The sequence below is a fragment of the Pseudoalteromonas piscicida genome (assembly GCF_000238315.3).
GTDB classification, from domain to species: domain Bacteria; phylum Pseudomonadota; class Gammaproteobacteria; order Enterobacterales; family Alteromonadaceae; genus Pseudoalteromonas; species Pseudoalteromonas piscicida.
This window is the reverse complement of record NZ_CP011924.1, coordinates 822,360-834,998: the sequence shown is the minus strand read 5'-3', so window position 1 is coordinate 834,998 and position 12,639 is coordinate 822,360. Positions and strand designations below refer to the sequence as shown.

General features: G+C 42.8%; 15 protein-coding genes. 6 read left to right on the top strand and 9 right to left on the bottom strand.

Features of this window, described 5'->3' with window-relative positions; translation table 11 throughout:
• Positions 1-74: 74 nt before the first annotated feature.
• The 3 genes from PPIS_RS03900 to PPIS_RS03890 form a co-directional block, all read right to left on the bottom strand.
• Positions 75-719, bottom strand: a complete 645-nt coding sequence (locus tag PPIS_RS03900) for a DUF6058 family natural product biosynthesis protein (protein ID WP_010371825.1) — start codon at positions 717-719, stop codon at positions 75-77.
• 3 nt (positions 720-722) lie between these two features.
• The gene (locus PPIS_RS03895; RefSeq protein WP_010371828.1) at positions 723-1,112 is read right to left on the bottom strand and encodes a hypothetical protein; all 390 of its coding nucleotides are present in this window, start codon (positions 1,110-1,112) and stop codon (positions 723-725) included.
• A 62-nt stretch (positions 1,113-1,174) separates the two neighbouring features.
• On the bottom strand, positions 1,175-2,017 hold the full coding sequence (locus tag PPIS_RS03890; protein WP_010371832.1) for an alpha/beta fold hydrolase: 843 nt from the start codon (positions 2,015-2,017) through the stop codon (positions 1,175-1,177).
• Positions 2,018-2,502: 485 nt separating this feature from the next.
• On the opposite strand from PPIS_RS03890, the gene speA reads away from it, so the two are divergent.
• The gene (gene speA / locus PPIS_RS03885) at positions 2,503-4,416 is read left to right on the top strand and encodes a biosynthetic arginine decarboxylase (RefSeq protein WP_010371835.1); all 1,914 of its coding nucleotides are present in this window, start codon (positions 2,503-2,505) and stop codon (positions 4,414-4,416) included.
• 3 nt (positions 4,417-4,419) lie between these two features.
• Positions 4,420-5,340 carry an agmatinase gene (speB, locus tag PPIS_RS03880; protein ID WP_010371838.1) on the top strand — a complete coding sequence of 307 codons (921 nt, stop codon included), beginning with the start codon at positions 4,420-4,422 and terminating at the stop codon, positions 5,338-5,340.
• A gap of 66 nt (positions 5,341-5,406) precedes the next feature.
• Here speB and PPIS_RS03875 read toward each other — a convergent pair whose 3' ends face one another.
• Both PPIS_RS03875 and PPIS_RS03870 read right to left on the bottom strand, forming a co-directional pair.
• A complete protein-coding gene (locus tag PPIS_RS03875; RefSeq protein WP_010371841.1) occupies positions 5,407-6,186 on the bottom strand; it encodes a hypothetical protein in 780 nt (259 codons plus the stop codon).
• The gene (locus PPIS_RS03870) at positions 6,170-6,574 is read right to left on the bottom strand and encodes a DUF2513 domain-containing protein (RefSeq protein WP_010371844.1); all 405 of its coding nucleotides are present in this window, start codon (positions 6,572-6,574) and stop codon (positions 6,170-6,172) included. Before PPIS_RS03870 ends, PPIS_RS03875 begins: the two co-directional genes overlap by 17 nt.
• A 1,050-nt stretch (positions 6,575-7,624) precedes the next feature.
• Between PPIS_RS03870 and PPIS_RS03865 the strand changes: the two genes are divergently transcribed.
• Complete coding sequence (locus PPIS_RS03865; RefSeq protein ID WP_010371847.1) at positions 7,625-7,876, top strand: hypothetical protein; 252 nt, start codon at positions 7,625-7,627, stop codon at positions 7,874-7,876.
• 255 nt (positions 7,877-8,131) lie between these two features.
• Here PPIS_RS03865 and PPIS_RS03860 read toward each other — a convergent pair whose 3' ends face one another.
• A complete protein-coding gene (locus PPIS_RS03860; protein ID WP_010371850.1) occupies positions 8,132-8,614 on the bottom strand; it encodes a MarR family winged helix-turn-helix transcriptional regulator in 483 nt (160 codons plus the stop codon).
• A gap of 116 nt (positions 8,615-8,730) precedes the next feature.
• Between PPIS_RS03860 and PPIS_RS03855 the strand changes: the two genes are divergently transcribed.
• Entirely contained in the window at positions 8,731-9,630 is a 900-nt protein-coding gene (locus PPIS_RS03855) for a DMT family transporter (RefSeq protein ID WP_010371852.1), read from the top strand.
• Positions 9,631-9,679: 49 nt separating this feature from the next.
• On the opposite strand, the gene PPIS_RS03850 is transcribed toward PPIS_RS03855, so the two are convergent.
• From PPIS_RS03850 to PPIS_RS03840, 3 genes are all read right to left on the bottom strand, one after another.
• Positions 9,680-10,195, bottom strand: coding sequence for a GNAT family N-acetyltransferase (locus PPIS_RS03850; protein WP_010371855.1), 516 nt, complete (start codon positions 10,193-10,195; stop codon positions 9,680-9,682).
• A gap of 27 nt (positions 10,196-10,222) precedes the next feature.
• Entirely contained in the window at positions 10,223-10,528 is a 306-nt protein-coding gene (locus tag PPIS_RS03845; protein ID WP_010371858.1) for an NIPSNAP family protein, read from the bottom strand.
• A gap of 95 nt (positions 10,529-10,623) precedes the next feature.
• Positions 10,624-11,361 carry a helix-turn-helix transcriptional regulator gene (locus tag PPIS_RS03840; RefSeq protein ID WP_026001090.1) on the bottom strand — a complete coding sequence of 246 codons (738 nt, stop codon included), beginning with the start codon at positions 11,359-11,361 and terminating at the stop codon, positions 10,624-10,626.
• A gap of 106 nt (positions 11,362-11,467) precedes the next feature.
• Between PPIS_RS03840 and PPIS_RS03835 the strand changes: the two genes are divergently transcribed.
• On the top strand, positions 11,468-11,986 hold the full coding sequence (locus PPIS_RS03835) for a hypothetical protein (RefSeq protein ID WP_010371864.1): 519 nt from the start codon (positions 11,468-11,470) through the stop codon (positions 11,984-11,986).
• Positions 11,987-12,215: 229 nt separating this feature from the next.
• Positions 12,216-12,587: a VOC family protein gene (locus tag PPIS_RS03830; RefSeq protein ID WP_248694152.1), complete on the top strand. Its 372-nt coding sequence runs from the start codon at positions 12,216-12,218 to the stop codon at positions 12,585-12,587.
• The last annotated feature ends 52 nt before the right edge of the window (positions 12,588-12,639 follow it).

Here is a 12,639-nt window from a genome sequence, read left to right as displayed (position 1 = left end):
CTTTATGCGGACAGGTGTGAAATGGATGTGAAGTGAAGTCAATTCACATGATTTAAAAAGCGAAAAACAGTTAATTATGATGTCAAAGGCTTTGGGAATTTAGCTCTTACGTCGTCTATTAAGCGCTTGCGCGAGCTACGTTCACGCTCATGAGGCGCAAATAAGGCACTGGCCTCATCCAATAAATCGACCACTTGGTGAAGGTTGGTTAGTTCATCTAGGCTCAAGCGTTCATCTCGTGCCAAATACTCATTGATGATAACGATAGCGGCTTCTTTATTTGCAATATCTTCAGGTAAACCCGTTTTAGTACAAAGTCCGTAAATACCGCCAAGGAAGTGTTGCCATTCACTTTCTAAGTGGGCGTCTATGTTTTGATCCAGTTTTGCATCTCGCGGATTAAAGCCTTGCGCTTTTAATCTATGCAGTTGGTTTTTATGACGTTTACTAAAGAGTGCAAAGGCTTGTGCTTCATCCGTAACTTGCGAAACAGCACCAAGCCACACTAAAGCGCCTTGCGGATAAAATTCTAGGCAGCTTTCATCACTGTGCTCGCCAAAGAATGAGTCACATTCGAGCTTTAATGCTAACTTATAGGCGGCTTTTGGTATCAAACGTTTTTCAATTAACGTAGCCAATTCAAGGTGGGATAACTGCGACTCGCGCAGCAAAGTCTCTTTAGTAATAAAATGCGTCTGCAGATAATTGAGTAGTTCCATTAATTATTCCTTTGCATTTGTTAACTTTATTTTTGCCCTAAGCGCAGTCGCGATGATAATCAAGCCAAGTAAGTTGATGTTTACGGCTATGGTTTCTAGGTTCAACTGAACTGTTAATAGCAGCCCTGATGAAAATTGGATTAGCGTATCATCAACGACTACGCCAATGGACATGAGCGCGCCGAGCACCGCAGCCCAACTTAAGGCCCTGAGTTGCTTTTGATATAACTTAAACGCGACCACCAAGCATAAAAAGCTTGCTGTAAAGTCGAGGATTAACGTCAATTCCGGATGGTTAAATACACCCAGTACTGACAATACCACCCCTGCAAAGCCGGCTGCAGCTACTAAGAAAGTCGTGATTTTTGAACTGATTATGTGATGAGAGAACATTGCTTTATTATTGTTAGTTGGGTTAGCAGCAGTATAACCGCTAACCCTTTGCGTAAAAAATATTATTGTACCTTTTTCACCATTTCTTCAATATATTTGATGGCAATAAATGGATCTGTTTCATCAAACAGGTGAGATGCATATTTCATGGTAATGGGCGTAACATTATCGCCAATTTCTTGCAGCTTTATTTGTGCGTCATTCCAAGTTAGGGTGTAAATATCGACATCGGCATAACTCATACCTGCTGAGCGAATAGAAACATGAGGGATCCCACGTGACAGTATAGTAACTGGCATTTCTCGACTGGTTTTGTACATTGCTGTATGAGAAGAAGCCTCTTCAAAATCTTCTAGTGAATGAGTATCTCGCTCCCAGTTAATGATCCATTCCATTATCTTCCATGCTTCTTTGGACATCTTACTTTTCATATCGTGATACCAAGACTCATGAGCGATATCGATAAGCACCATACCTTTTACTTTTTCAGGGTTTCGGTTGGCATAGGCTCTTGCAACAAAACCACCAAAAGAGTGAGGTACAAGTACCAAATTATCCATTTTAGTGGCTTGAGTGAATGCCTCAAGCTCTTGTGTAAGCTCCAACATAGTACGCACTCGTGGCTTTGCAAAAGTGCTTTTTCCGGTGCCCGCTCTATCATAAAAACATAAACGATAGCCTTTTGGATTTATGTTATGAATGGTGTTTTTGTAGGTTTCATGAGCATCAAGGCCCATTCCAGCAAGTAAAAGTGCCGTTGTTTCGCCCTCTCCTTTACAAGCATAAGCAAGTTTATTGCCGTTTATTTCCACATATTGATAATCGTGTTCATGAACTGATTGGTTGGCGCTGGCCACTGAACTATAAGCGACGAGTCCGAGTACTGCTGATATTATTGTTTTCATTGTCCTTTCTCATTTTTAAGTTTTCCCAATAACATACTAATTAGTCTACTCGATAAACGCAACAAAGTTTCAGAAACTTCTGAAACTTTATTAACTCAACGTATAAATGAAATAAGCTACATAAACAAGATACCACCTTCTCGACAACTAAGCTTAAGGTCTAAAATAAGCAAAGGCACACAGAGCAAAGCGACATAAATAATATTGATTGTCATCGATGCAAATCTTGCGCTTTGATGGAATGTTAGCTTAAAAAACCACGAGAGTAGAATTTACTACTCCTTGTTTACACTCACTCAATTCACGTTATAGCGCAACTAAACTAAGGGAAAGATTTGTCACTCTTGACGAGCAAAATAACTCATTAGACTGAGACTTTCTATTTGTGTCTAATGCGCGAAAATTAATGAGACCTATCACTCAGTGAGTAGCCGCCATTGATGGCGCACTGCAGGCTGAACTCTAACTTACGTTAAGGAACTTGAATGACCAAATTTACCTCTTCTGAGCAAGCACGTGAATGCTACAACGTGCGCCACTGGAGCCAAGGCTTCTTTGGTATTAATGATCAGGGAGAGGTTACAGCGATGCCGAACCAACATCAGCCACAGCACGCCGTAACTCTGACAAACATTGCACAACAAATTAAATCTGAGGGTTATACCCTACCTGCGCTAGTGCGTTTTCCACAAATTCTAGAACAGCGTGTACATAATATTGTTGGTGCGTTTAATCAGGCGATTACTGATTACAGCTACCCAGAAGACTATTTATTGGTTTACCCAATTAAAGTAAACCAACAAAAAGAAGTCATTGAGGGGCTTATTGCAAGCCAAGCAGCCAGCGATAAAAAACAGCTTGGCTTAGAGGCTGGCAGTAAAGCTGAATTACTTACTGTATTGGCGCTTAGTGAAAAAACCAGCGCAGTGATCGTGTGTAACGGCTACAAAGACAGAGAATACGTCCGTCTTGCGCTTATCGGTGAAAAATTAGGTCATCAAGTTTATATCGTTTTAGAAAAGCGTTCTGAGCTCGACATCGTGATGGCAGAAGCCAAAGCACTAAACGTTAAACCACGTTTAGGGTTACGCGTACGTTTGGCATCGCAAGGTAAAGGTAAATGGCAAGCAAGCGGCGGCGAAAAGTCCAAATTTGGTCTGTCTGCATCGCAAGTTCTTACGGTTGTTAACCAATTAAAGCAAGCTGACATGCTAGACGCGCTGCAACTGGTGCACTTTCACTTAGGCTCGCAAATGGCCAACATTCGTGACGTGCGCGTTGGTGTGGGTGAAGCCGCTAGATTCTACTGCGAGTTACGCCGTTTAGGTGCAAACCTGTTGAATTTAGACGTAGGTGGCGGACTTGCAGTGGATTACGACGGTACGCGTAGTCAATCGTCCAACTCGATGAACTACAGCTTAGCTGAATATGCAAACAACATCGTTTACACAGTAGGCGATACCTGTAAGCAATACAATCAGCCAATGCCAAAGATCATCTCTGAGTCGGGTCGTGCGTTAACGGCGCATCACGCGGTATTAATCACCGATGTGATTGGCACAGAGAGCTATCAAGTAGAAGAGATAACTGCACCGGTAAGTGACGCCCCAAGACTACTGCACAATATGTGGACGTCTTGGCAGGCGCTCAACGAGCAGAGTGATGACCGCGCGTTGATTGAAATTTTTCATGATACGCAGGGCGATTTGGCAGAAGTACACAGCCAATTTGCAATGGGCCTATTAAGCCTTGAGCAAAGAGCATGGGCGGAGCAAGTAAACCTGCGTGTATGTTATGAGCTAAACAGGCGTATGGACAACAAAAATCGTTTCCATCGCCCAATTATTGACGAACTCAGTGCTAAGCTTGCGGATAAATTCTTTGTGAATTTCTCGCTATTTCAATCTTTGCCAGACGCTTGGGGTATTGAACAGGTATTCCCTGTACTGCCACTCAGCGGGTTAACAGAAGCACCAAAGCGCCGCGCGGTATTGCTGGATATTACCTGTGATTCTGACGGTACAGTGGAGCATTATGTGGATGGTCAAGGTATTGAAGCCACGCTACCAGTACCAGAGTTTTGCAAAGATAAACCCTATTTATTGGGATTTTTCTTGGTGGGAGCATACCAAGAGATTTTAGGTGACATGCACAACCTATTTGGCGACACCCACACCGTTGTAGCCACATTAGATGACCAAGGCGAATTATCGCTTGGTAATGTGGATGCGGGTGACACCGTTGCCGATATGATGCGTTATGTACACCTTGATGTTGAACAGTTTAAGCGTAATTTTGCCAACCTAGTTGAAAGCAAACTACCGCTTGAAGAACGAGCTACCTGCCTAGCAGAGCTTGAAACCGGCCTTGACGGCTATACTTATTTGGAAGATTTTTAACCCATGAGCCACTTATTCGATCACACCGATCATTCTCTGTACTCCAACGGCATGACGTTTTTACGTCAGCCAATGGTACGCAATATCACAGATATTGATGCAGACGTTGTGGTACTTGGCTTGCCATTTGACTTGGCAACCTCTGGACGCCCAGGCGCACGCTTGGGTCCAGATGCAATCCGTCGCGCATCCGTGCATTTAGCTTGGGAAAGCAAAAAATATCCTTGGTCATTTGCATTGTGGGACAAAATTAAACTAGAGGACGCTGGCGATTTCACTTACCCAGTTGGCGATCCTGAGTATTTTACTGCGCAGCTCGAGCTAGCTGCTCTGCAAATTTTGCAGCAAGGCAAAACGCTATTAAGCCTAGGCGGTGATCACTTTGTGACCCTGCCACTGCTGCGTGCTCACCAGCAAATTCACGGCAAAATGGCGCTCGTACATTTTGATGCGCACACAGATACATACAGCCAAGGTTCACGCTATGACCACGGGACTATGTTCTATCATGCTCCCATTGAAGGCTTAATAAGCCCAGAGCATTCAATGCAAATTGGCATTAGAACCGAGTACACAGAGCAAGGTCACGAGTTTGGCGTGATTGACGCTATGGCAGCAAACGACTTAAGCGCTGAAGAAATAGCAGCACAAATCAAAGCACGCGTCGGCGATTTGCCGGTGTACTTAACCTTTGATATCGACTGTCTAGACCCAGCATTCGCACCAGGCACCGGCACCCCAGTGTGCGGCGGTCTAACCAGCGACAAAGTGCTGAAAATTTTACGCGCACTGCAAGGGATAAACATGATAGGCATGGACGTAGTAGAAGTTTCCCCTTCCTACGACCAAAGCGAGCTCACCGCAATCGCCGCCGCCACCATTGCACACGAACTACTGCATCTGTGGGCTGTAAAGCATAAATAACCGGATGCAGGTTTGGACTAAGCCACCTTAACAAGGTGGCTTTTTCTGCCTGAGTATATGAGATTTTTATACTTTTCCGTTGATAACATCTATGGCTTTAAGCATTACTGAGATATCTTGCTTCATTCTGTCAGTCACCTGTAAATCGTCATAGTACTGTTTTCCATGAAATCGGATTATGACGTCTTTCGATGTGACGATTTTGTCTGCAAGCCTACGGAATTCCATTTGTTTTAAATCGAAATAAGTGTATTCCCAAACTTTAGCATAATGATCTCTATAGAATTTTCTCTCTGGTGATTTCCATATGAAGTCATCAGCAACAATTGTAATTCTATCAGCAAAAAGCCAATCGTTTCCGTAATACTGGATTTTAAGCAATGCACTTGCTTTTAATTTCGTAAAGCTACCTTTTAGTGAAACGTATGAGTTAGAAGAGTATGGCCCTGATATATATCTAAGCGGTTCAAACTTAATAACTCTGTCTACCTTATCATACTCCTTGTAAAATCTAGATAATCCATTTAATACATCGTTTCGTTTTTCTAATGGAAGATTTTCAACATACGCCTTTAAAAATCCATTCCATGTGTTGCCCCGTAAGAGCATGCCGTTACTGAGCATCATTTCGCTAGGATAATATTTGTAATTTACGTCAACTTTTAGTTCTGCCCCTTCAACCAATGACACCCATTTTGGTGCATCTAGTGTACTTTTATCTGTAGTCACTGTTTCACGTGATTGACCAGCTAGGGGAGTTGTCACACAACCAGCTAATGTAAGCATGAGAACAAAGGCAAATATTCTTTTAATTGGTTCGGTTTGATTGTTATATTTGAAATTCACCTAACTTCCTTTCTATCCACTTTTTAGAATATCCCTTTAATAATTCAAGGCTAAAATCCAGAGATTCACTTGCTGTTTTATTCTTAAACTCTTCCCAGACAGGTAAACGGTTAACAGAATCCCAGTATTGGTTTGCAAACTCTGTAAGCCTCCATTCAACTGAACTCCACACAACGTTAGCTTCGTCAAAATTTTTATAAGGTTTTCCATCGTAATTAGAAATAAGCCAACCTCTGTCAACAAGCCTATTTAAGTGAAACTTGAGTTCTTCGGTTGAGTACCCTTGCACCGTATCACACTCGACGACTTGCTGAATTGATAATTCAGCTTTCTCCGATTTGATATAAATAGCAATAATATCTTTTACACAGTCGTGATTGATTTCCATAACGCTCCCTAGAAATATAATACTTTGGCATTTATGCACACGCAGTATGCATAATAATCCTCCACCTGTACACCTTAAACCCTTAGGTTTGATAAGTAACTATTTGACGCTACCGATACAACGTGACTTAACCTCTTCCGGAACAATGTATTTATGTACATTATTAAACTCATTTTTTATTTCGCAAGGTTCTGTTAGCTCTGACGCAACTTGATTGACCCCAGCTTTTTGGTATCAGCCAGGGAAAGAATAACTTGGGGCTACGAGTAAAGTCAGCCCGTCCTCCTGACAGATTTCGACGCCCATCCATGGGCTACGACATACTTTTCTTTGATGCCCAAAGAATCGTTGCGCAAAAGAAAGGGCACTCCCAACATCACACTGACTCCTCAAGCAAATTGCCAATATGAACGTCACCGCTGTGTAAGGGCCATCCTTTGCCCTGTCACCGCTTTTCACGCATCCATGCGTTGAAATGACTCATTGGCAATTTACTTTCGGGTGTGATGAGGGAGGAAAACGGTGCTGAGAGATTTTTTGGTGCTTGCAAACAACTATGTTGCTAATGGCTTTGTGAACAGCTAACAGGCGACTTATTCCCCTTCATCACACCCGAAAAGTATAAGCCGATATGCAATGTGCCGACAGGACGTCGGCCAAGTCTTGTCTCGCTCAGGGACGTGCCTTACAAGACGGTTGCACTATATCGGGTTAGGATTTGAGGATTAAGTGTGATGCTAGGGCGACGTTTTCTTGGTTCGCTCGAGCGCGTCGTTTCAAAAGAATGAACGAGAAGCGCATGGATGCGCTTTGATACCAATCAAAAAAGGCAATTTCAAGTTAACGTATTTAGGTCGGTCTTGTAATTTATTTTGCTTTTTTAAAGATTAAGCATGCCATCTCACCAACAAAGCACTTGTACCAAGTATGGGCCAATGATAATTTGCACATCACAAGGAATGAAAAGGTAATCACTGTACGTTTTAAGTATCTTCAACACAGACTTGAGACCTGAATTCATATCGCCACTTTTTTATTTGATAAACGGTCATGGAATATAAACAACCTAAAACACTATTCGAGCGTAGGCTTGATACGCCGGATCACGAACTTTATCTCGTCTCCATTCAGAGTGATGGTACTGTGTTATCTGCGTATGGTAGATATGCACACAATTCAGGCGCCAAAACCGTATCTTGGAATGAATTTCTTCAAGGGGATATGAATTCCCTCGTGGAAAAAACAATGGGAATTGCTGTACTAAACGAAGTGCTTGAAAAATTGCGAGCGCTGCAGTCATGATAAGAAAGTACACTGAAGATGACATGGATACCATACTTGAAATTTGGTTAAGTGATCTGAACCATTAAAAGTGGATTTCTTCGTTACTTCTGTTATTTATTCCTGAGAACAATTTTATTGAAACAGCAAATTAAACTACAACAAACTACCCTACCGCTAAATAAGAGGTACTACACAGTCAACACCACTTTCCCCCTCACATCTGAAAGGCATCACTTCTCAGCGGGTAAACCGCCTACAAGACTGTTTACATCCTCACTCAAATTGCGTTAACCACTCTTTTAACACACTATTTAACAAGGTTTGCTGCTCTTTACTCATTCCTTCAACCAATTGGGCCTGAATGGTAATATGCGGTTCAATCAGCTTTTCAATCAGGGCGAGGCCTTCGGTTGTCAATTCAACTGTTACACTGCGGCGGTCTTCTTTACAATGCTCACGTTTGATAAGGCCTTTTGCCGCTAGCTTATCTAAACGATTGGTCATCGCGCCAGAGGTGAGTAGCATGGTTTTAAATAGCTCTGATGGGGTTAAGCGAAATGGTTTGCCGCTGCGGCGCAAGGTAGCTAACACATCAAATTCGCCCAAATTTAATCCGTATTGCTTGTGCAGCTTTTCAACTTCGGCTTCCATATGTTTAGCTATGCGCACTAAGCGACCCATTATCGCCATGGGCGTTGTTTCTAACTGTGGTTTTTCACGAGCCCATTGCTCTTGTACTCTATCAATCGCATCCATCAATATTTGCCCCGACAACAAACTTTATAAAGAAATATTTTAACATAAAGATACTTTACAAAAAGTGTTTTTAGTAATACCTTACCGCAAAGTATCTCAATATAAAGATAGTTAATGTGAATATACTCCTCGCGATGATCCCTGCATTTTTATGGGGTACCACATATGCGGTGACACAATACACCCTTGCGGACTGGCCGCCTCTTTTACTTGGCGCTATTAGAGCGCTGCCGGCTGGGCTTATTTTGCTGGCAGTTAAGCCGAGTTTGCCAAAAAAAGCAGACTGGAAAATACTATGCGGCCTTGGGGCGATTAATATCGCGGCCTTTTTTAGCATGATCTTCGTGATGTCGTTAACGCTACCATCTGCTATATCGAGCGTAGGCATGGTGTCTGTGCCGGTATTCGCCATGCTTTACCATTGGTTAGTCAACAAGCAACGTCCAGGATTGGTGCAAGCGTTATGCGGCGCGGCGCTTATTGTGTTGGCCTGGTTGCTATTTGATCCGAGTTCACTGAATTTAAACCCTCTTGGTTTAGCGGCAATACTTGCGGCAATAACCTGTATCGTGATCGGCAGCTCAATCACTAAGTCTCTTGGTGATCGCATGCATTGGTGGACGGTGTTAACTTGGCAGCTCATAATTGGTGGTGTTATTCTCACATTCGCATCAACCGTTCACGGTGTAATCGCACCAGCTAAGTATATTGCGGCTCTTAACAATTTATCGATGACCAATCTCAGCGGCATATTATGGGTTGTGCTCCTGAACACCGCGCTGGGTTATAGCTTGTACGTGTGGTTACTACAACGTATGTCTGTGGTGGACTTTACCTTTGGTGGTATCGCAAATCCGATAGCGGGTATTTTGACGGGGTTGGTGCTACTGGGCGAGACGTTCACGCCGCTTCAATATAGCTTGATGGTTGGCATGATTGTAATGCCGCTATTACCGCAAATTATCGTCACTACCCTACGAAGCAGAGCTATGCCTGCTAAGTGTGAGGTAAACTAATCAGTTGAGCGCATAGCAACTATGCGCTCACTCACTTAAATAGACGAAATTAAAGTGTGAGTCGATAGATATATAGCGACTCGTCACTTGCTACGCCCAGATCATTGACACAGGACTCAACAAACTGGCCGCCTATTTTTTCAATGATCCGCTGGCTCGCAATATTTGACTGTAAACATTGAAACTCCACAGCTTTAATATCACTTACCTCTCGAAGCTTGGCAATAACCTGTTCAAGCACTAGACCGATTAAGCCGTGACCTCTTGCCTTTTCGCCAAGCCAGTAGCCGATCTCAGCGGTTTGCGTTTGGGCGTCCATATATTTAATCCCAAACACACCACAAAACTCGCAATTAAATTCAATAGCAGACCAAAGTCCGCCAACTTGGTTGTTTATACGTGTGTCGATATATCGCTCTGCGTCAGCCTCGGTATGTAGTGTCGCAACCCACGGCAGCACATTTTGTAAACTTGCACGACTGCTTTGTACGCAATCAAATAATGGCTTTGCATGCGTCAAAGCAAGGTTTTGTAGTTTGAGATTGGCAGAAATATCTAGTTCCACGAGATGTTCAGCTCCATTTACTCACCTCTATTCAAATACAGGTCTAAAGAAGCTGCGTTCATAGCTGATTATGCAACCGGTATCTTCTGCAAATTTAATTGCAGCCTGACACTGTGTATCTTGAAACGACTCATTACGATACGTTTCATAGGCCGCCAAACTGGGAAAGGTGAATAATGCCAAGGCAATATTACTTGCACCTTCCGATGGTAAAAAGTAGCCATTATGCTGCCCACCAAAGCGATTGACGAGTGGGATCCACATTTTGGCATACTCCTCAAAGTCAGCAATTTTTGCCGGATCAACAACATATTTTAAGTAGCAAGTAACCATACAACCTTTCCTTTTTGTTAAAAACACCAGTTTCACATTGCTCTACACAGCGATAGACTGTGTGTGAGATTACTTTAAGCGTTAATAGCATGAAGTTACAGTGATATGGGACTATCGGTCTCGATTAAATGCTCAAACACCTGTTTTGGTCTGAGCTCAAAACGCGCTGACAACGCGAATGACCGCTTAATTCTATCCACACGAAATACGCGAAAGTCCATTCGTAAATGATCCCAAGCAAATATGTACCAAACAGGCGTATTAAAATACAAATAATGGGGTTCTATGACTCTATGGGTCTGTCTTTTATTTTCATCTTCATAGCTTACTTCCAAACATAACTTAGAGATGAAGGCCTGCTTCAGTGCGCTGCAAATTAGCACGTCTGATTGCTCATAGGACGCATGTACCGAGGGCGATGCAGAGCTGCCTATGAGTATCCGACTACGCAGACTCTCTATCTTTCGCTTTTGATCAGTACTTAACAGCGCCAACAATTTATATTTTATAGATTGCAAACTCTCCAAAAACAGCGGCGAATTTAGTCTATCTGACATTGCAAGGCTCAGTAATAAATCCACCGACTCTTCTTCTGTTAAGCTGAGTTTCCCCACTCCCCAACTACGATGTAATCTAACACCACCTCCCTTACCCTTATCAGCATCGATGGGAAGCCCTCTGTCTCTCAAGATATTAATATCTCGATATAAAGTTCGTGTTGATACGTGCAATGCATGAGACAGGGCACGCACCGTTAAAAAATCTTCCGACTTTAACATGCTCTCGAGTTTATCAAGCCTTGCTAAATGACCTGATGAGGTGGTTCTTTTCATATTCTAAATGTGACACAAAATGGCAGCTATATAAGTAGACTAACATGACTAGCAATTAAGTGAACGAAACTTTCAGATCAAATTTTCCACAAATAGGAGATACATAATGACCATAACGACGAAACAAAGTAACGACCTCATTAAGTCCGGCTCTGCGGGAATAAATGATTTTGATTTTGCAATTGGTTGCTGGAAAGTCGTCCATCGACGACGTCACAATCTACTGGATAGCAACTCACCTTGGGTCGAATTTCCAGCGGAGTCAACAACTCGCAAAATCCTCGGCGGACATGGGAATATAGAAGATAACCTGCTGCACTTTCCTGACGCCTCATTTCGAGCAGCGGCTATCCGCTCATTCAATCCCAACAGTAAGCTATGGTCTATTTGGTGGCTTGATGGCCGCTTTGCGGATCAAATCAGTGTTCCAGTCGTGGGGTTCTTTCAAAATAACATCGGTCTCTTTTACGCAGAAGAGCTACTTGGTGGCAGACCGACAAAAGTCAGGTTTAGATGGGATGCTACCACCCCAGACAAGCCACAGTGGGAACAAGCTTTCTCGGTAGATGACGGTGAAACATGGGATATTAATTGGCTGATGAGCTTTACTACAAACAACAAATAAATACCAAATCCTGAGGATGTCAGTGTCAATTCGCAATGGCATCCGAGCAACTTTCGGATCGCAGATACCAACAACTGAGTGATCCGTTTTCACACGATCACCGGTTATTTCTAAACAAGCTATCTACTCACCATAACTAGAGCCTCTTCCTCTAGGCTAAAGCTACTGACAGTAACTGACACACTGAGAGAGTATCGTAGCTGCAACTTTTTAAAAATGATGGAATTCCATGATGGTCACCGTTGATTCTTTGGTGTTATATGTAAGCAATATCGAGCTTAGCGAAGCGTTTTATAGACAGGTATTCCAATGTGAGACTGTAAAGCTTTCTCCAACTTTTGTTTCTATGAAGTGTGCAAACAACATCTCCATTGCACTTAAACAAAACACAGCCCTTACACCACCAAGTCGCATTACCGGGGGCGGTACTGAAATCTCTATTATGCAACCAAGCCAAAAGGCGTTTTTTGCTTTATACGATACATGGAAGTTACTAGATATTGAGTTTGCTCAGGTCCCGCAAGCCGAGGTATATGGCGACAGTTTTGTCGTATTAGACCCAGATAAACATCGTATTCGCGTGTTTGTCGTCAATGAATAAATTTGGCAAAAGCTGCTAGCGCTTCAAGGTGTAACAGGTCTTGACAAACCAA

Excerpts from the sequence above, each read along its gene's own strand:
- PPIS_RS03830 (WP_248694152.1), top strand. The coding sequence starts at position 12,216 with ATGATGGTCACCGTTGATTCTTTGGTGTTATATGTAAGCAATATCGAG.
- PPIS_RS03865 (WP_010371847.1), top strand. The coding sequence starts at position 7,625 with ATGGAATATAAACAACCTAAAACACTATTCGAGCGTAGGCTTGATACG.
- PPIS_RS03845 (WP_010371858.1), bottom strand. The coding sequence starts at position 10,528 with ATGGTTACTTGCTACTTAAAATATGTTGTTGATCCGGCAAAAATTGCT.
- PPIS_RS03835 (WP_010371864.1), top strand. The coding sequence starts at position 11,468 with ATGACCATAACGACGAAACAAAGTAACGACCTCATTAAGTCCGGCTCT.
- speB (WP_010371838.1), top strand. The coding sequence starts at position 4,420 with ATGAGCCACTTATTCGATCACACCGATCATTCTCTGTACTCCAACGGC.
- speA (WP_010371835.1), top strand. The coding sequence starts at position 2,503 with ATGACCAAATTTACCTCTTCTGAGCAAGCACGTGAATGCTACAACGTG.
- PPIS_RS03900 (WP_010371825.1), bottom strand. The coding sequence starts at position 719 with ATGGAACTACTCAATTATCTGCAGACGCATTTTATTACTAAAGAGACT.
- PPIS_RS03895 (WP_010371828.1), bottom strand. The coding sequence starts at position 1,112 with ATGTTCTCTCATCACATAATCAGTTCAAAAATCACGACTTTCTTAGTA.
- PPIS_RS03840 (WP_026001090.1), bottom strand. The coding sequence starts at position 11,361 with ATGAAAAGAACCACCTCATCAGGTCATTTAGCAAGGCTTGATAAACTC.
- PPIS_RS03860 (WP_010371850.1), bottom strand. The coding sequence starts at position 8,614 with ATGGATGCGATTGATAGAGTACAAGAGCAATGGGCTCGTGAAAAACCA.
- PPIS_RS03870 (WP_010371844.1), bottom strand. The coding sequence starts at position 6,574 with ATGGAAATCAATCACGACTGTGTAAAAGATATTATTGCTATTTATATC.
- PPIS_RS03890 (WP_010371832.1), bottom strand. The coding sequence starts at position 2,017 with ATGAAAACAATAATATCAGCAGTACTCGGACTCGTCGCTTATAGTTCA.